This window comes from Ammoniphilus soli, assembly GCF_040813775.1.
The window spans coordinates 85,964-105,825 of sequence record NZ_JBEGDL010000017.1; the positions used below are offsets into that span (position 1 = coordinate 85,964).

Annotated in this window: 16 protein-coding genes and 1 pseudogene; all 17 read right to left on the reverse strand. The window is 42.4% G+C overall.

Going from position 1 to position 19,862, the window contains the following annotated elements:
- Nucleotides 1–15 precede the first annotated feature (15 nt).
- Nucleotides 16–1,128: a cupin domain-containing protein gene (locus ABLT31_RS25495; protein WP_367757100.1), complete on the reverse strand. Its 1,113-nt coding sequence runs from the start codon at nucleotides 1,126–1,128 to the stop codon at nucleotides 16–18.
- 19 nt (nucleotides 1,129–1,147) lie between these two features.
- The gene (locus tag ABLT31_RS25500) at nucleotides 1,148–1,648 is read right to left on the reverse strand and encodes a DinB family protein (RefSeq protein WP_367757102.1); all 501 of its coding nucleotides are present in this window, start codon (nucleotides 1,646–1,648) and stop codon (nucleotides 1,148–1,150) included.
- A gap of 1 nt (nucleotide 1,649) precedes the next feature.
- Nucleotides 1,650–2,594, reverse strand: a complete 945-nt coding sequence (locus ABLT31_RS25505) for a fumarylacetoacetate hydrolase family protein (RefSeq protein WP_367757104.1) — start codon at nucleotides 2,592–2,594, stop codon at nucleotides 1,650–1,652.
- A 24-nt stretch (nucleotides 2,595–2,618) separates the two neighbouring features.
- Nucleotides 2,619–3,206 carry a hypothetical protein gene (locus ABLT31_RS25510; protein ID WP_367757106.1) on the reverse strand — a complete coding sequence of 196 codons (588 nt, stop codon included), beginning with the start codon at nucleotides 3,204–3,206 and terminating at the stop codon, nucleotides 2,619–2,621.
- A gap of 100 nt (nucleotides 3,207–3,306) precedes the next feature.
- Nucleotides 3,307–4,521 (reverse strand): FAD-dependent monooxygenase, encoded by a 1,215-nt coding sequence (locus ABLT31_RS25515; protein WP_367757108.1) that lies wholly within the window; start codon nucleotides 4,519–4,521, stop codon nucleotides 3,307–3,309.
- 50 nt (nucleotides 4,522–4,571) lie between these two features.
- Nucleotides 4,572–5,750: an acetyl-CoA C-acetyltransferase gene (locus ABLT31_RS25520; protein ID WP_367757110.1), complete on the reverse strand. Its 1,179-nt coding sequence runs from the start codon at nucleotides 5,748–5,750 to the stop codon at nucleotides 4,572–4,574.
- A 201-nt stretch (nucleotides 5,751–5,951) separates the two neighbouring features.
- Nucleotides 5,952–7,310 (reverse strand): acetyl-CoA carboxylase biotin carboxylase subunit, encoded by a 1,359-nt coding sequence (accC, locus tag ABLT31_RS25525; protein WP_367757112.1) that lies wholly within the window; start codon nucleotides 7,308–7,310, stop codon nucleotides 5,952–5,954.
- Between the two features lie 36 nt (nucleotides 7,311–7,346).
- Nucleotides 7,347–7,895, reverse strand: coding sequence for an acetyl-CoA carboxylase biotin carboxyl carrier protein (locus ABLT31_RS25530; protein WP_367757114.1), 549 nt, complete (start codon nucleotides 7,893–7,895; stop codon nucleotides 7,347–7,349).
- Nucleotides 7,896–7,974: 79 nt separating this feature from the next.
- Nucleotides 7,975–9,303 carry a phenylacetate--CoA ligase family protein gene (locus ABLT31_RS25535; RefSeq protein WP_367757116.1) on the reverse strand — a complete coding sequence of 443 codons (1,329 nt, stop codon included), beginning with the start codon at nucleotides 9,301–9,303 and terminating at the stop codon, nucleotides 7,975–7,977.
- A gap of 248 nt (nucleotides 9,304–9,551) precedes the next feature.
- Nucleotides 9,552–10,331, reverse strand: a complete 780-nt coding sequence (locus ABLT31_RS25540) for an IclR family transcriptional regulator (protein ID WP_367757118.1) — start codon at nucleotides 10,329–10,331, stop codon at nucleotides 9,552–9,554.
- 1 nt (nucleotide 10,332) lies between these two features.
- Entirely contained in the window at nucleotides 10,333–11,097 is a 765-nt protein-coding gene (locus ABLT31_RS25545) for an IclR family transcriptional regulator (RefSeq protein WP_367757121.1), read from the reverse strand.
- A 137-nt stretch (nucleotides 11,098–11,234) separates the two neighbouring features.
- Nucleotides 11,235–12,038, reverse strand: a complete 804-nt coding sequence (locus ABLT31_RS25550) for an SDR family NAD(P)-dependent oxidoreductase (RefSeq protein WP_367757123.1) — start codon at nucleotides 12,036–12,038, stop codon at nucleotides 11,235–11,237.
- Between the two features lie 169 nt (nucleotides 12,039–12,207).
- Nucleotides 12,208–13,518, reverse strand: coding sequence for an MFS transporter (locus tag ABLT31_RS25555; protein ID WP_367757125.1), 1,311 nt, complete (start codon nucleotides 13,516–13,518; stop codon nucleotides 12,208–12,210).
- 107 nt (nucleotides 13,519–13,625) lie between these two features.
- Nucleotides 13,626–14,613, reverse strand: a pseudogene (locus tag ABLT31_RS25560) (acrylyl-CoA reductase family protein).
- Between the two features lie 74 nt (nucleotides 14,614–14,687).
- On the reverse strand, nucleotides 14,688–16,172 hold the full coding sequence (locus ABLT31_RS25565) for a hypothetical protein (RefSeq protein WP_367757127.1): 1,485 nt from the start codon (nucleotides 16,170–16,172) through the stop codon (nucleotides 14,688–14,690).
- 84 nt (nucleotides 16,173–16,256) lie between these two features.
- Nucleotides 16,257–17,015 (reverse strand): SDR family NAD(P)-dependent oxidoreductase, encoded by a 759-nt coding sequence (locus ABLT31_RS25570; protein ID WP_367757129.1) that lies wholly within the window; start codon nucleotides 17,013–17,015, stop codon nucleotides 16,257–16,259.
- A gap of 12 nt (nucleotides 17,016–17,027) precedes the next feature.
- A complete protein-coding gene (locus ABLT31_RS25575; RefSeq protein ID WP_367757131.1) occupies nucleotides 17,028–17,864 on the reverse strand; it encodes an MBL fold metallo-hydrolase in 837 nt (278 codons plus the stop codon).
- Nucleotides 17,865–19,862 lie beyond the last annotated feature (1,998 nt).

A 19,862-nucleotide genomic window follows, 5' to 3' on the forward strand; every position in this document is an offset into this window, starting at 1 on the left:
CAATACATTCCTTCTTTAAGGAAGCAAAGGGACAAATTCATCATGTATATTCTGGTGACCATTATTTTCTATATAGATTTCTTCCCGTTGAACTTCAAATTTCTCCATGATCGGCAAGTCACTGACGGAGAATAAATAACTGTCCTCTAAAGCGATATGCTCGTGCCATGCCCAGTTCGGAACCACAAAGTAATCTCCTTTAGACCAATCGAAGCGGACGCCATTAATGACCGTATACCCAGAACCTTGGAAAACCTGATAAATCGTTGAGCTCGTGTGGCGATGTGCTTTGCCGTGGAATCCTTTCGGGAGCTTCTGCATCCAGGAAGCGATGTTTGGATTGGCCGTCTTTCCATTGGATGGATTGATATACTCGACTGCATTGCCATCGAATGGATCCGGTTCAAATCGGCTTAACCCTTCTATCGCAGCTAAGGTTTGCGACCATTTATATGCCCCAAGGGGAGCGACTTTCGGATAACGATCGGAAATCGGGCGCACCATTCCTCCGGCATATCGTTGAGCGGAGTAGTTATCCGGTACTTTAGGCTGCTCGATTCTTTCTGGATAAGGCTCAAAGAACGTTCCGCCGATCGCATAGATCGTGGGAATATCAAGCGCATCCATCCAAATCATCGGTTCGTCTCCCGGATGAGCGTGACCGTGCCATAACCCCCCTGGGGTGATCAAATAATCCCCTTCCTCCATGAAGATTCGTTCCCCTTGAACGATTGTATAAGCACCCGATCCGTTTGTAATGAAACGTAGGGCGCTTTGGGTATGGCGGTGTGACGGTGCCGTTTCTCCGGGTAAGATCAGTTGTACAGCCGCATAAAGGGTTTGGGTGGTCGAAGCCCATCCCCACGGTTCACGGCTTTTCAAGCCCGGATTTTGCAAGTAAATGGCTCTCCTTTCCCCTCCGCGATCAGGGGTGAAAATCTCACGTGCTTCCATCAGTTTGGCGTAAAGGGTTTCCGATTTCCATAAATAAGGGACAGCTTGTGGCTTAGGCTGCTTATGCATTAAATCAGGGATGGCATTCCAAAGGGGGCCGAGGTGGTACTTCTCAATCTCCTTATTAAACTCCTGAACCATAGAGCTGTTAAAAAAATCCAGTTTTTCAGCCAATACAGAGTCCTCCCCTACTTTATCGAATTTGATTTACAGCCGCATACTGGCCAATATTTCGTTTGATTTGGCCCTGGTGACTTTCCATGTGCTCAACTAATAAGTGATCCACGATAAAGGACATCGGCTTGGTTCCCCAACGAGGGTTTCTGCTGGGTGCCTCGATCGCCAAATCTTCGGGGGACAAGTTGCCAAGGATGCTATGAACCACTTTTTTGGTATCGATAATCCCTTCATGTATGTCCTCTGCCGTTCGTTGCTCAGCCTTTGCCACCGCAGCAAGCCTTCCTTCGTGAAGATGGTTACGACCCCATTCTGATCCGGGAGACTGGACCACAGCTTGGATTTCCTGGAGCCAATAAGGGATGATTTCCTCGACATGGCACAAAATCTCCATGATGGACCATACATCATCGGCCGGTTTCCAGCGCAGCTCTTCTTCAGATAAGGGCTTGACCAACTGGAGGATCTCATCCGTCAGCCGATAAATATCATTGATGGCTTTTTGGACCTGGCTCATGTTATTCCCCCTGCTCCACTTTTTTTACGCGATTCTCCAACGCCCCGATACGATCGATTTCGATTCGCACAACATCTCCATCCTTCAGGAATACTTGAGGATTGCGCGCTACCCCGACTCCGCCCGGTGTACCGGTTAAAATGACATCTCCGGGTTCTAGGGTCATGAGGCCGGAAAGAAATTCTACCAGATACTGGACCGTAAACACTAAGTTGGCCGTGTTCGAGCGTTGGCGCTCTTCTCCATTGACCGTGAGCACGACTTCCAATCCGGCAGGATCGCCGATTTCGTCCCCCGTCACGAGCCAGGGGCCCATCGGAGCGCTTCCCTCCACGGTCTTTCCTTGCAGCCATTGAATCGTTCTTCTTTGGATATCCCGATAGGTCACGTCGTTGACGATCGTATAGCCTGCCACGTAATCCAGTGCTTGGTCCGCGGAAACATTTCTTGCCCGTTTTCCGATGACAAACGCAAATTCCGCTTCATAATCCAATTGTTCCGATACCGGATAGAACGGAATATCATCCTGAGGACCGATGATCGTATTCGCGAACTTGGCAAAGATCACAGGATAGGGCGGAAGCTCCCGGCCCATTTCCAGGATATGCTCCCGGTAATTATGGCCAACGCAAATCATTTTGGCCGGATTTTGAACCGGAGCCTCCAACTGTACATCAGAAGCCGGAAGTACGACTTTACGGGAGAAGCTCTTCCCGCTATGGAGAGCGAAATCCACCGCCTCCTTGGCCACCGCCAGGCTTTGCTCCCCGCCCTGAAGAAATTCCACCATATTAGCCGGAACGTACGCTTCGGCAATTTGCTTCGCCCGCAGTTTTTCTTGAGAATTTAACATTTCTTCGCAAGCATAATTCAAATCAATGACCCGATTATCTATGATTGCCCCCACTCTTTGGTTTCCCTCATAACAAAAGGTAACTAAACGCATGTTTCCTCTCTCCTTTTGAATTGACTAAATTATATAAACCTGATTCCCTGTCATCCCCACCGGCCAATGGCCGGCTTCAAAAACCTCGATCAAAGGCGTGAATGGGTTGGTTTCCCATCCCTCGATATCAGCTAGAGTTTCCCATGCACAAGCCAATCCGAAGATATACATCACGGAGCCAACCGCCACTTTAACCATTCGCTCACCGTATTCGTTCAGCTCAGGAAAGGCTCCATCGAAGGCCTTATGAAATAACATTTCAGGGATGTTTTCTATCGTATAGGCGAGGACGGCTTCTCTCCCTAATTCTTTTGTTTTATCCTTCAGCTGTTTAGGGATCCACTGTATTCGAGACCATAATGGGCTATTTCCAAGACTCAATTCCTCTACAAAAGACGGCAGCTGATCTTTCGTCATCCAGACTACTTGAGTGTCATCTAAATCTAGATGACGAATAAATGTCTTCCATGCGTTTTCCGCTTCCCCTTGACCCTTTGATTGGCCTAAAGCCGAAAACCATTTCACTTCGGACAGACGGGTAATCCATTTTTCTACCTGAAGATGATTGGGACCGTAACCCGTTTCCTTCTTCACTTTAAGGACAGCTTCCATTCCATTCTCTCCTTTCGGGACACCACCGATTATTCGTTATTGAAAGGGTTGGCCGCTCCTTGTAGCAGAACAGCCGCAAATGACCCATGACTCTTGCCTTTTAATATTTCGTCGATAGCTGAGGCGGTCCGGACTTTGGACCATAAGGTCCTTCATCCAGCCATCTTCCTAAACGCGGAATGATCGGTGATAAGGAAGCGGCCACTTCACGTTTCATGTTCATATACGGGGAGCTTCCCTGAATATGCTCCAACGCCGTGGTAGAGGCGTCCCGATTATATAAGGAGGCGATTCTTCGTTCTTCAGCGCCTGCCGCGATAAACTGATTCGCTGCTTCCGGATTATCGACCTGTAAGGCTGCATGAATCGCTCTTGCAGCGATGAGGGCATCTGGAACACCCGAGTTCATCCCGCGGGCTCCAAACGGGGCGAAAAGGTGGGCGGCTTCACCGGCCAGAAGAACTCTTTTATTTTCATCGGTAAAGGATTGGGCCACAACTTGATAGAATTGATAAGTAGATACCCATGTAATACGATCTGCATACTTTGCATCCATCACGCGAGGCAGCCATTTTTTCACGCCTTCGATTCCGCCGAACTCTTCCGGATCATCCCCATCGAGCAGCTGCAAGTCCACTCGCCAATGGCCGGCAAAAGGAACATACATGACATTTCTGCCACCCATGGACGGATGCTGATAATGGAAAATCCGTTCCAGCGGCAATGGATTTTCTTCATCTTCTTTGACATCGACCACCAGGAAAAAGTCATTCGTACGCGGGCCTTCCATATCAATCCCCACCGCTTTGCGGACGGCCGAACGTGCCCCATCCGCGGCAATGATATAATCCGCTGTCCACACTTCGCCTGATTCCGTCGTTAATGTAGCCCCACTTTCGTTGGTCTTCACATCTCGGATCGGCGTATTCCATACAAACTCGACTCCCGCTTCCTGGCAGGCCTGATACAATAAACGTTCAATGACATCCTGCGGCAAGCTGGAAAATGGCGGAATTACATCTGATTTCGGCGTATCATACTTTTTTACATAAACTTCTTTTCCTTGGAAAAGGGTCCGTTTAATCGGCCATACCAGTCCGTGCTTCGCGAAAGCAAAACCTAAGCCTGGTGAGATTTCTTCCAAATGCGTGAGCGTCGCTTTGTGTATATAGATAGCCCGACTCCCCGGACGCGGACGACCCTCCCGTTCGGCTTCCAGAACCGTTGCCGGCAACCCTAAATGGCGAAGCGCTAATGCCGCTGTCAAACCTACCGGTCCTGCTCCCACGACCACTACCTGTCGATGATTTTGCATAAAATCTCCTCCTATAATGTCAATTCTCTTTTATATGAATGCTCCATCTCCTAGAGTCTTTCCCAGATCGCAGCAATCCCTTGTCCGCCTCCAATGCAGACAGCGGATGCCCCATATTTTTTTCCTCTCCTGCCAAGTTCATAAATTAAAGATAAGGTAATTCGTGTACCCGAAGCCGCTAAGGGATGACCTATGGCAACGGCTCCTCCATTCACATTGCCGATTTCGGAATCAAAGCCCAATTCCTTCTGGCAAGCTAAATATTGAGCAGAAAATGCCTCGTTGATTTCAATCAAGTCCAAATCATCCAGTTTCAGCTGGGCCTTCTGCAAAGCTTGCCGGATTGCAGGTACCGGACCTATCCCCATGAATTTAGGCTCGACTCCGATCACGTTCCAAGAGACCAGTCGCGCGATGGGCTTTAGCCCTTTTTGTGCTGCGTATTCTCCCGAAGTGACGATCACCGATGCCGCTCCATCCACCATGCCGCTGGCATTTCCCGGCGTAACGACCCCTCCTTCGATAAACCGGGCCTTCAGTTTACCTAGTTGGTCCATGCTTGTTTTCCGCGGATGTTCATCCGTATCTACGATCTTGTTTCCCTTTTTCCCGTGGACAGTGACCGGTACTATTTCTTCCTGAAAGTATCCCTTTTCCATAGCGAACAAGGCCCGTTGATGACTCAATAAAGCGTACTGATCAATTTCTTCACGGGAAAGCCCATACTTTTGGGCTAAATTTTCAGCCGTGACAGCCATGGTGCAGTCACCATAAGTATCATAGAGACCGTCCCACACCCAATCTTCCACGACAGGAGCACCTAGCGGACTGCCCCATCTCATCCCTCTGATGACATGAGGAACCTGGCTCATATTTTCCGTGCCGCCGGCTAATACTACGTTCGCCTCCCCCGTCAGGATATATCGTGCAGCGGTGAGAATCGATTCGAGTCCAGTTCCGCACAATCGATTAATAGTTAACCCCGGTACATGAATTGGAAGCCCAGCTTTCAAACCAACATGGCGGGCCAGATAGTGCGCATCTCTGCTGGATTGCTGAACATTGCCAAACACGACTTGATCTACTTCCTCCGGATTTATTTTCGCTTTTCTGATTGCTTCCCTTGCCGCAATTGCTCCTAAATCGGTTGCGGTAAGTTCACGAAACGACCCTGTTATTTCTGCAAAAGGCGTCCGTGCTCCCTCTACCAAAACAATATCCGCACTCATCGTATACTATACCTCCCTATAAACTAGGAATTATATTTGTCTCTATTTTAAAGTCCGAGTTTTTCAAACAATCTTGTATGAAAAAATGAGTTAACTCCTTATTATTTCTTTCAAGTACGGAATCATCGAAAGAATACCTGCCGCCACAAATCGAAACAACTGCATTCGCCCTGATCCAGGACGAATGCTTCCTTACTTTTTTTACTGCATTACTTTTTCTTGCATCATTTTTTCTAGTAAACGTGTATGGACCCGTCCGCTTGAAAAATCTTCGTTCTTTAATATTTCTTTCAAAAACGGAATCGTTGTACGAATCCCTTCCACCGCAAACTCTTCCAAAGCAACTAGCATTCTATTAATCGCGTGGGAGCGATCATGGCCATGAACAATCACCTTGGCAATCATGGAATCATAGAATACGGGTACCGTATACCCCTGATAACAATGGGTGTCCACCCTCACACCAGGGCCTTGGGGCATTTCCCATTTCGTAATCAACCCTGGGGTGGGACGGAACCCTTCCTCCGGTGCTTCCGCGTTGATCCGGCACTCAATGGCGTGACCGGAGAATCGAATGTCGGTTTGGGCAAATCGGAGTTTTTCCCCATTGGCCACATGAATCTGTTCCTGAATAAGATCCGCTCCTGTAATGGCTTCTGTCACGGGATGCTCCACCTGAATTCGCGTATTCATTTCAAGGAAATAAAACGTACCGGCATCCTGATCCACGATAAACTCGACAGTACCCGCATTTTCATAGGAAATGTTTTCTGCCAATCGGACGGCTGCATTCCGGATTTCTTGGCGGAGCTCCTCCGATACATTGGGCGCCATCGCTTCTTCAATTAATTTTTGATGCCTGCGCTGAGTGGAACAATCCCGTTCTCCCAGGTGAATGGCATTTCCATATTTATCTCCTAACACTTGCACTTCAATATGACGGGCGTTCGCAATATACTTTTCTACATACATTGTTCCGTCGCCAAAAGCCGCTTTTGCTTCTGCCGATGCGGATTCAAACACCGTTTTGATATTTTCTTTCTCTGTGACAATCTTCATGCCGCGACCACCGCCTCCAGCAGCGGCTTTTAACATGACAGGCAATCCAATTTTTTCGATAGTATGGATGACTTCATCATAAGAAGAAACTTTTTCGGAACCCGGAAGGACGGGAACGCCGCACTCTTGTGCGATGGAGCGGGCGACCAGCTTATTCCCCATTTTCCGTATGTGCTCCGGCTGGGGTCCCACATAGATCAGACCATTTTCCACACACGCGGTGGCCAATTCCGGCACTTCTGATAAAAATCCATAGCCTGGATGGACGGCATCCGCGCCAACCGCTAACGCCGTCGTAATAATTACCGGAATATTAAGGTAACTCTTTGCAGCACTTGCCGGTCCGATACAAACCGTTTTATCCGCTAATCTGGCTGGTAAGCTATTTCGGTCTGCCTCTGAAACAGCAAGCACGGTTTCGATGCCTAGTACCTTACATGTTCGAATAATACGAACAGCGATTTCGCCGCGATTAATAATGAAAATTCGTGAAATTGCCATTTGAAATCCCCCTCTCCCTGTATCCAATTGACTTGTTTAATTCACTTTAACGGAGAATAACGGTTGTCCGTATTCGACAAGCTGGGCATCTTGAACATGAATGTCAACAATTTCCCCTGAAACACCGGCAGTAAGGGCACTGTAAACTTTCATAATTTCAATCAATCCAACTGTTGTATCTTTTTCCACTCGATCTCCCACTTTCACATAGGGAGCGGCACCTGGCTCTGGCTGTGCATAAAACAACCCCGCTGTTAAAGCTTTGATCGTAATGATTCCCTCTTGTTCTTTAGCAGCCTCTTTGACTGGAGCTGCTTCTCGAATAACCGGCTCTACTGTTGCAGCTGCTTCATCTAAATGAGATTCAATTGTGGATATTGGTATCACATTATTTGGTGTGACAGGTTGTTCATTTCTCCCTTGGACATCATTGCTCTCTACTACACCGTTTTTACCGATCACAATTTTAAGATCTTGATTTTCCAGCTTTAAAAAGTCAAATGAGGATTCGTCCAATTTTTGAATAAGCTCAATGATATTTTTAACTTGATTGTCAGTGAATAGATCCCATCCATTTTTGCTCATCTTGTTTTCCTCCAATACATTTCATTTATTTTTAATTTTATTTTTTACAACTAGTGAAATTTCAAAATACCTTTCTAATCTACTTTTTATATAAATCCTCTGTCAGTTTTGCTTTCATTTCGAAACGCGGCAACGATTCTTCTGGAACTAATTGAACATCCGATGTAAAAAACAACTTGGAGCGTAAAACAGCCTCTAATTCTTTCTTTAACGCGCGTCTTTCCTCTTCATTTAGGTCCTTGGAGTACTCTACTTTAATTGGAAGCGGCGGCTCGGCTAAAGGTGGTTTTTCGTTTAAAAGAATGCGAATTTCACCTGTTGTTCTCGGTCTGAAACTGTTCACTACATCTTTAATAGCAGATGGGAAAACATTGACTCCTCGGACAATTAACATATCATCCGTTCGCCCGATACAGCGCAGACGGAAACTTGTCTTACCGCACTTACATGGCGTGGTATCCACTTGAACTAAATCTCTTGTTCTGAACCGGACAAGCGGCACACACTCACGGTCAATAGCTGTATAAACGAGCTCACCTTCCATATGATCCGCATGAGGTAGAACCTCCCCTGTTTCCGGATCAATAATTTCACAAATGACGTAATCAGATCCGATGAAGTGCATTCCATTTTGCTCTTGGCATTCACCGAACATCACAGGAGCCATATCCGCATTGCCCATGGCTTCTACTACTTTGCAGCCCCAATCCTGTTCAATTTTTTTTCGAACTTCGGGTAGCCCACCTCCAGGCTCTCCACCTACAGACATTAATTTAATCCCCAAGTCAGAAGGCTCCATATGGTAATTCTTTCTGACAAATTCAGCTAAATAAGTGGCATAGGAAGGCGTACAAAACAAAGCATCTGCCTTGAAATCGATGATACTTCTGATGACCCGATCAGAGGCACCTGTTCCGATAGGAATGAAAGTCGCACCCAATCTTTCAATTCCATCCTTGAATGAGCTTCCAACAAAGAAGGAAAGCCCCATGGCAAAAACAACTTTACTCTCTTTTCTTATGCCATGTGTATAAGCAACTCTTGCCAGCATTTCTGTCCATACATCATAATCATGTTTTGTAATCCCTACGTAAGTGGGTCGACCTGTCGTCCCAGAAGAAGAATGAACTCGAATTATATCCTTCATCTCAGCAACGGCATGTAATCCTAGCGGCGGCAGTGTATTTTGACTTTCTCTAATTTCATCCTTATAGGTAAAGGGCAATTTCCCTAAATCAGCTAATTGTTTGATATCACCTCTTACAATCCCAGCCTCTTGAAATTTCTTACGATAAAATGGCGATTTCCCAAAGATGTAATCCATTTGTTTTTGAAACTTAGCATTTTGAATATTTTCCACTTCTACATCTGGCTCAATAAACTCTTCCTTGATTTTTTCATAGATCATCTGCTCTCCCCCTCCAATGTAGGCGTTTCCATTTGCTTAATTAGATCATAACATGATTTTTTGTCATTTAAAAACCGTTCAGTTCTCTATGTGACAATTTATGTTTTTTATTTAAAAAATATTTAGATATAGCCTCGACTAGTAAACGACTTCCCTGTACTCCCAGACAAATAAAATGCCCATAACCCCAGTTTGAGGATTATGGGCATTTTTATATTGTTCAAACGTGTCAAATACACCTATTCTACTTAAGTATTTCTTTTTATGACTTGTTCCAGCTCTAACCCGGCTTCTCTTACCATTTCTACAAATCTATGAATAGCTGATTGTTGAATACGCTGTTCGGGGCCAATTAATTCAATCGCTGCTATAACCTGACCTGCTTCATTTCTAACTGGTACCGCAATGGATGTTAAACCGGAGAAAAAGTTGTTATAACTGATCGCATATCCATTTTTTTGAATGCGCTGTCGTTCCACTGAATCAATTGGGACACCTTCTATTAAATTTGACATATACATTGTGTTTTTCATATCTTCAGATGTGTGATATGCAATCAACACTTTCCCAGCACTTGTACTTAAGACAGACTGAGATTTCCCGATGAACGTTAATCCTTCATAAATGGGGTTCTCCGAATCTGCAGTGTTAATATACAACGTTTCATCTTCATACAAAATGCAGAGTGAAGCGGTTGCATTTGCCTTTTTAGCAAGTGAAGACAAAATTGGCGTTGATAGTTGATATAACTGCAGGTCTTTCATGACAACCGACTCCAGCGCGCGTACGGAAACACCTAGCCGATAATTATTATTAATGTGATCTTTCGCAATGAAACCCTCATTTTTAAGTGTAGATAGCAAGCGGTAAGCCGTACTGTCAGCAATTGAAAGCCTTTCCGCAATTTCTTTCAAGCTTAAATCCGGTTCCTCAAAACTGAATAGACCCAATAGTCGTAATGCGTTTTCAAGAGACGAAAATTTGTTTTGTTTCATTTCCCGTAATTCTGTCTTTTTATCGTAGTTCATATTAATAAATATAACCTAGCCTTCTCGAAATTTCTTTTCCTGCTTTCAGAACATATTTTATACTTTTAGGAATATCGATTCGCTTACTTGGACCCGTAATACTGATCGCAGCAGCGACCGATTCATTATAATCATAAATAGGGGCCGCAATAGTGGTAATTCCTTCAGTCAATTCATCCACACAAACAGCATAACCCTGCTCTTTAATCTGATCAAGGCTTTCTCTTAATTCCCCCGCATTTCGAACCGTTTTTGAACCAAACGGATAAAAACCTTGCTGTTCCATTAATTGAATGACGCCTGCCTGAACTTTCTGTTCTTTAAAAGCAAGCATCACTTTTCCGCATCCGGTGCAATACGCCGGAACTCGTTTACCTGTGTATGAAGATAAACGGACAGGGTGTATACTTTCGATTTTGTCCAAATAGACAGTCTCTGTCCCTTCTAGAATTCCAATATGCACAGCTTCACCAAGCTCATCAACTAAATTTTTTAAAATAGGCTGAGCTTCTCGGTGAATTTCCATCGTCGCGGTGACAATGCCGGATAATCGCAAGGTAGACAAGCCGAGCCTGTATTTTTTGGTTCCCTCTCTTTTTTTCAAATACCCGTACTCTTCTAAAGTTTTTAAGAGACGCTTCGTATTGCTAATGTTCATGTTTTTTTGTTGAGCAATCTCCGTTAATGTCCATTCTCGTTTTTCTATAGTGAACAAGCATAAGATTTGCATAGCATTTTGCACCGTCTCGATGGTATTATTACTCAATTTTATTCACACCTTCTCCTCTACCATATCATCATGCCCACTATAAAAATTGATCAATAGATGGTTCATCTTTAATGTATATTGAAGCATGGTTTCCTTAATACAGTCAACCCACCGGTCCATGCTCCACTTGTACCTTACACAGCTAGCCAACCACCATCAACGGCATATGAATAACCCGTACAGTAAGACGAAGCTTCCGAAGCTAAAAATAAAGCAATACCTTGTAATTCTTCTGAATTACCTAGCCTTTTTAAAAGCGTCATGTTAGCTAGTTTTTCCTGACGCGATAAATATTTAGGGTTATTAGTTTCGGGATCCATAAAACCCCCTGCAATATTGGTGCGAATGAAACCAGGTGCGATAGAATTTACTCTTATATTGTAAGGAGCAAGCTCAGCCGCCAGAGTTTTGGTCATATTGACAACCCCTGCCTTCGCAGCGGTGTATCCGACTATACAGGTATCTCCAGCAGCCCCAACATGCCCATAAATTGAAGCAGTATTTATAATACTTCCACCGCTTCCTTGAGCAATCATTATTTTAGCTGCCGAACGGTTAGTTAAAAATACACCGGTTAAATTAATGCCAATAACACGATCCCAAGTATCTTTTGAATATTCGTCAAAAGAACATCCACCTTCACTAATCCCCGCATTTGCAAAGCATATATCCAGCCTGCCCAATTTATCCACTGTATCGGCCACCATTTTTTCAACATCCGATTCGTTTGCGACGTCAGCTTGTAGTGCAATTATGGACTTCCCGGTTTTTTCCGAAAGATCCCTCGCTGCCTCTTCCGCACGTTGCAAATTAATATCTGCAACAGCAACATTGGCGCCCGCTTCAGCAACAGCTTTTGCATATTCTAATCCAATCCCGCTCGCACCGCCTGTGACAAGAGCCACCTTTCCACTAAGTCTAAACTTTTCCATTATCATTAAAATCATCCCCCTAACCTTAAACTAATGCAATACGATTTTGTTGATACTTCAGATAAATAAGGAAACTCGCGGTCCAATAAGCAGCAGTTTTACGAATAAAACCTGCTGTACAAACTGAACCGTGAGTATCCTTGTACGATTTACGATCATGGCTAAATTGGTTGATTTAGTGAGTCATGATAAGTGCCTTTTCTTTCTCAGCAGCATGCTGTTGTTGGGGTGGCCGGATGAATACAAAGCTTGTAATCGTAGCTGTTAGAACTAGAAATGCTGCAAAGTAAAAAGCATAATTGAAACTTTGAGTTGAATCAACGATATAACCAGTAAGAATCGGTGCAAATATTCCAGGGAATGTTTGGAACAATTGCAGAAGTCCCCCTTGTGATCCCGCCTGTTCTGGCATTGTATCAACGACGACCGGGGCTACCAGCGCTCCAGTAACAGCGTTAACCATCGCTGCTGCTGTAAGAAGGATAATGGCATATAGAGCAGAGTCTACCTTGACTGCATAAAACAAAGTTACGGCTACCACCAAAAAACTTCCGGCAGTGAGATATGCTCTCGCAATCCGTTTACTTCCCGTTCGTTTCAACAGAAAGTCTGAAAATCTTCCACCAAACACAAGCCCCAATGCGGCACCGATCCATGGGAACATAAGGGCAAATCCCATGGATTTCATGTCAAATCCACGTTGCATATTTAAATAACCGGGAAGCCATGTCATAAGAAAGTAAAGGGCGTAGCCGAAACAGAATGCCGACCACCAATTTGCGATAATGGTTCCACGTACTCCCTTCGGGATCATTAATAACTGCTTAATAGATTGTTGTTCTCCCGTAGAAGATGAAGCAATTCCCTCTTGTTCTTTTAGAATCCACTCTTTTTCCTCTTTGCTCACATACTTATTATTTTCCGGGCGATCTGTAAACCATTTATACCATCCCAATACCCAAATCAGACCTAATAATCCCATTACATAGAAAGGCATACGCCAGCCATATTCACTAATCATCCATACAATTATCGGAGCACCAAAAGCTGGTCCAAGGTATATTCCACCAAAAGCAACCCCAGTCGCGCTGCCATATTCTTTTGGACTCATCCAGTTGGTCATGATTCGTATTCCATTTGATAGAGTAGGTCCTTCTCCAACACCGAAAAGAACTCGCGCAACCACGAGTGATATAAAATTCCAGGCCCATGCCGTTCCCATGGTACACACCGACCATAACGTTACACCCCATACCCAGATCTTTTTGGGCCCAAACTTGTCAGCTCCTACTCCAGCTATAAGGGAGAAGGGAACCAACCCCCAAAAGAAAGCGCTTAAAATTATACCCCATTGTGTATTAGTGAATCCAAATTCTTTCATTATGGGCCCAGTGGCAATAGATACAACGACTCGGTCCATAAAATTGATAACCATTAGGATGGAGATAAAACTCATTATGAACCAACGGTAATTATTTCTGAACATTTAGAAAGTCCCTCCCAATAATAATTATATCTAAATTTAATAAATTCAAATAATTTAAGTTTCGACGGGCTGATTCGTTTTGTCCGGATCATCATAATCCGTCCAACTTACATTTTAACAATCGTTCGGCCACGTATTTTTCCATCTAAAATTTTGGATAGGACTTCAGGAAGATCTTCCAATGAAATTTCATTAACAATATCTTCGTTTAATTTTTGAGGCTTCATTTCTTTTCCTAAACTGTTCCATACTTTTTTTCTCGTTTCAAACGGGCAGTATACCGAATCAATCCCGAGCCAATTCACCCCCCTTGAAATAGCAGGACGTACCGTAGTCACCACATCCATTCCTCCGGTTAATCCACATGTGGCCACTGAACCACCATATTGGAGCGTGCTTAACACATATTGAAGGGTTTTACCGCCTACTGTATCAACAGCTCCAGCCCAACGTTCCTCTCGTATCGATTGTTGTTCCGAATCAACAATCTCATCACGATGGATAATGTGCGTTGCTCCTAATTGCCTTAAATAGTCATGCTCACCAGCTTTACCTGTACTAGCAACAACTTCATACCCTCTCTTTGATAAAATATCGACCGAAATACTGCCGACACCACCAGTAGCTCCTGTCACGAGCACTGGACCTTGTGTTGGATGTAAGCCATTATCCTCTAAACGTTGAATGGACAGAGCGGCTGTAAATCCGGCTGTACCAAGAATCATTGCTTCCCTTAAACTTAGGCCATCAGGTAATGGAACTACCCAATTAGCTGACACTCGGGCTATTTCGCTGTAACCACCATAATGGGAGGTTCCTAATTCATAACCTGTAACAATTACAGAATCGCCTTTCCTGAAACATTTATTTTTGGATTCCAATAACTGTTCCTGCCAAATCAATCCCAGGTATCATAGGATAAGATTTGACAAACTGGTTACGTATAGCCACCAGTGCATCTTTAAAATTCACACTAGAATAAGCTACACGAATCGTAACCTCATCATCGGGAAAATCATTGTTTGAAAACTGTTTAATATCCATTTGTCTATTACCATTCACTAAATCCAAAACAAATGCACGGAATTTATTCATTTTCCACTTCCCTTTTCTAGCAATTTAGTATGGCTTAAGACCATAGGCTAATAAACAAAACAATTATTCAAAAATTAGATATGTGTTTTTCTCTTCAGGACTAATAAACTATCTTGACTCTTAATTTCCACGTGTGTAACTTTCGACTTACCCAACTTGTCCAAAAGATTTAAGATTGGCATAGAAGCAGAGAAATATTTTTTATAAGGGCCGGCCATACGCATCGCTTCAATCTCCTGTGTCCCTTTCATAATATAACGGAGTAAAAATTCTTCATCTGACAAATGAGGTCCACCAAACTGTTCTTTGATTTTATGAATCGGTGTATCTTTGTCTTGATGAATTTGTAATTCTTTTGCCCTTGGAAGGCTTAAAATACGATCTCTCAAATTTTGATCCATCCAAGTATAGCCGGAATCTTCGCTGAAAGTTCCCTGGGCAAATTGAATGAGTTCATCAATAATAATCTGATATCGTTCTCCTGTTGCTACATTAAGTGCTGACTGACTGACAACAAATTGTGAATACGGGGTAATCATAACCGGATAGCCAAGTTCTTGACGAACGCGTACAGTTTCCTCTAACACTTCATCAAGACGTTCTTCTAAATTTAGCTGTTTTAGTTGATGTTTTAAATTTGAAATAACCCCCCCTGGAATCTGGTAAATATATTGTGAATAATCATATTGTAATGGAGCACCGACAGGCATTTTCTCTTCTTTACCCATCTCAAAAAGCCGTTCAGATACTTTTTTCACTCTTTCTATATCAAGATTACTGGTGTAACCATGATATTTTGCATTTTGAATCGTACTGAATACAGAAGGTTGTGATGATCCATCCGCTAATGGAGGAATAGCCGTATGAAGGGTTCTCGCTCCAAGTTTTAAAGCTTCCATATAAACACTTTCGGCAAGTCCGGTTGTACAATGTGAATGTACTTCTACCGGAATATTGTTGGCGTTGTTTAAAATAATTGGCAGCAAGGTCCGAATTCGGTCTATTGTCAACAAACCACCCTGGTCTTTTAGATAAATCACATTGGGTTTCATCGCTGCAAGTTCTCGCGTTTTTTCAGCATAGTAATCATCGGTGTGTCTCGGAGAAATCGTGTAAGATAAAGCCAATGCAATTTCGACACCCTGATTTCGTAAAAACGGAATATACCAAGGAAAAGATTTATCCAGTCTCCCAAAAATATTGGCCATGATTTGAATTCGGTTTAATGCCCCAGTGGCAATAAGACGTTCAAAAAACAACTTCACAACAGACGGTTCAGATGATGCCAGTTCAAATGGTTGGATAAAGGGACCTCCCATACAACCTTTAATTGTATTTGGCATCTTTTCCCCCAACATACGTGCCATTTCCCACGGATCTTCTTTTAAATCTCGTACAAATTTTTTGAAAAATATGGGGATAACCGGTACTTCAACCGCTCCATAGCCGGCACGATCCATATCATCCGCAACCGATTCCATCATACCTGTTCGCATGCCTGATGCCCACAAACTTTGAGACCCGTCCCTAAACGTGGTATCAATTAAATTTATCTCCATTATTGACAACCCCCTTCTACATATCTAGTAATTTGATACTATTATTTGAAATCAAATATTATATTAGTGCTTTAAAACGTATGGTTATAAGCCTTTTCCTCCATCCAGCTGCAATGCCGATCCAGTAATCATCTCTGCTTCTTTTGACACTAGATAGAGGGCGGAATTGGCGATTTCATCTGTTGTAACTAGTCTTTTCAAAGGAATATTATTAATAAAAGATGCAATTCCTTCTATTTTATCTTCACCAAGTATAATTTCCTCTAGCATCGGGGTATCTACAACTGCCGGACAAATTGCATTCACTCTTATATTAAATGGAGCCAACTCGATAGCTAATGCTTTCGTCATTGTAACCAGCGCCCCTTTACTTACAGCATAAATATTAGAACCGGGCACGGGTCTCACTCCTGTCATCGAGGACGTGAACAGAATAACTCCGTCTTTTTGTTCTTTCATATATGGTATCGCATGTTTAGCCGCTAAAAAAGATCCTTTGACATTAATTGAAAGTATCCGATCAATGGTATCCATAGTCACATTTTCAGCATTTTGAAAAGCAGTTGTTACGCCTGCATTGTTGAAAAGCACGTCAATCTTTCCGTATTGCTCAATCGTTTGAGCTATCAAGTTGATTATATCCGATTCTTCACTCACATCTGTCGCAATAAATAGAGCCTCACCACCTTGTTGCTCAATTTCTTCTTTCGTTGCTAGGCCATTTTTTTCGTCTAAATCAGCGATGATAACCTTTGCTCCCTGCTTTGCAAATAATAAACTGGTTGCTTTCCCTATCCCAGAACCTGCCCCTGTAATAATGGCTACCTTATTTAAGAGTTTCAATCTATATCCTCCTCATTCTTGAATAATTTCAATTGTTTGAAGGTCACTTGCCGCAATAACTTCCCCATCAAAATGTTTCGATGCATCTTGTATCACGTTCTGAATATCGGTTCCTCTCATAAAATGGGTCATAACCAACTTTTTAACCTCTGCTTCCTTTGCTATTATTGCTGCTTGAGCTGGTGAACAGTGCTCCTTTTTCAAATTTTCATATACCTTTTTAAATTCCGGGTCTCCTTCTCTTCCTTTCGGAAAAACTAAACAAGCATCTTGAATCAGAACATCTGCTCCCCTTGCCAGTTCTACAAGCTTTGGAGATGGTATCGTATCTCCAGAAAAGACTATAGAATGTCCGTTGAAATCAAACCGGTAAGCAAAAGTCGGAACATTATGAATGACTGGAGTCGTCGTTACGGTTGCAGGGATGTCACATTCTATTCGTCCAGTATCCTTCACTTCAATAATATTTACATTATCTAATAATCCAGCTGGTGAAATACCAATAGAAACCCGATAATCAATATCTTCCTTATATAAGTCTATTGTTTTTTTATGAAAGTCTCTCGTTCCTTCCGGACCAACTATCGTTAATTCCCGACGGCCTGAAGCCCAACCTCCAAGTAAAAATGAAGCATATCCCATCACATGATCAGAATGAAGATGAGTAAACCAAACATGTTTTATTTCTTCTGGTTCAATGCCTGATTTCATTAATTGCTGCGTAGTGCCATCTCCACAATCAACAAGAACTTTCAATTCATTAAGAAAGAGTACGTGTGCAGATTGAGATCTTAATATATTCGGACGTGGTGCACCAGTACCTAACATAATCACTTTAAAATTATCCATATATTCCCTCCAATTACAGCGAATATTTCATACTTTATGAAAGCGTTTTTTCTTGATCTAAAATGATATTATCACATAATTTTTTCAATTAAAAACAAGCTAATCCGCTATGTGATAATTTGTTTCGAAAATTTTTTTTAACCCATTCATTACAACTCTCATTCATGTGATTTTTCCGTAATAGTAGTCTGCTCAATTTTAAACAACTTGTCTTTATTTACAGTAATCCCGGGCTTACTTTCATAATGTTATTAAGTAATTAAGTCTCTATTTGGCTACCTAATTGTAACGCCAACAAAAAAAGACAACTAGACCCAGTCAGGTTAGTTATCTTTTTCTAACAGGATAGCTATACGTTCTGTCGTATGAGGGCTGATAGCACAGCCTGATCCTGGGATTTTACCAAACAGAAATGGACTGATCGATTTGATTCTTAAACAACCCAGCAAATCCTTCGTTCTCTGTTTTCAGATGGATCAAAATCTAATATTACCGCATTCGTTGGGATTAAAGTGTTATGTATGATTCGGATCGCCGTTCAAACCCACCAAGCTTCCCTACTTTCGATGTCACCTCTGAGATCCCTGTTTTGAGATGAAAGCAAGGCGAGTATTGGACCAAAGAGACGGAAAAATTGGTATCGGACCTCTGAATTGTATCGGGGGACAATGGATTTGTCCGATTTTGCTCCAAAAACATGGAACATTTCGTCCGTTATATCGTATTGGACTATACTACAAATGTAAAATTGATTAAATATTCTTGAAAATACGTTCAAACTATCTATGACTAGTTTAACAGGTGAAAAAAATCGACTAAATTGTTATGTGCAAAATTCTATGATCTAAACAAAAATATCTTCACGAAAGGTGAGAATGATGAGTATCCATGAACGACATTTCAAACAAATGATTACATTATAATCCGTCCTAACGGTCTAGGGTATCTACATATAGCAATCCCCTTTACCAATGATCCACTTCATAGCTTAATATTGATCACATTCAAACTCTTTCCCTAATTGCATTTCTATAAGATGAAAGTGCCGATCTATATTTTTGACTTACATCAGAAACCCGTGCGTACGAGATCTCAAAACAAAATCTTCCCTAAACCATTTGTAAAGGTATACCTTTTTAACACGATAAAAAACGCTAGATTTGCTGTTTGTAAAGGTATAAAATTTATTTAATAAATATTTGTAAAATAAATACCACCTTTACAAATAAAAAGGATTAGTTCCATAGTGAATATGGGGGCTACTTCAAATGAAAGTAATGTTTTAGACTAAGCCCCGGTAAACAACAAAGTGGCAATCCAGAACGATGAAAATAACGTCTGGATTGCCACTTTGTATTGAATTATTGAATCCCGTTAGCCATCCATGCAGCGCAAAACCAGCGCTGCACCACAGAGAATGAAAATATACCGAACTGTCCATACTGGTTCTTAATCCAGTCCATCCAATCCATAGATCAATGAATTGAGGCTCTCTCCATTTTTTTAAACGAATGAGACGGGTCCTCTTTGGTTTTGTCTTTTTTCGGAGTTAGAGAATTTTATTTTCATGGTAGTTCAATCACAACCAAAATTACATACCTGTCAGTTATACACTCTTTTGATTCTTTAATGTTCTTAGCAAATATCTTAAAGAACCTTTTTGTCCCATTTGACATTAAGTTCTATCCTCCTCAATCTACTTTCTGTTTAATACGGTTCCAAACTGTGGAAGTTTCGATTTACCATGGTTATTGTTATTAAATTAGCCCCCGTTACCGCAGCAACGAATCAAGGGACATGCCAATTCCGTCCCCGTGCTATCGAGGATCTATAGCTTAATAAACTATAAAACCGGTTCTTCCTTCATTAGCGTAGGAAAAACCGGTTTTTCGTTTCCAGAAAATGTCTTAGCGTATGTTTTGTCAAAAATCTTGGTACTACCCCATGCCCATCAAGCTAACAGCACTGAAAAAATAATTGTAATAAAATGTGGTTTTT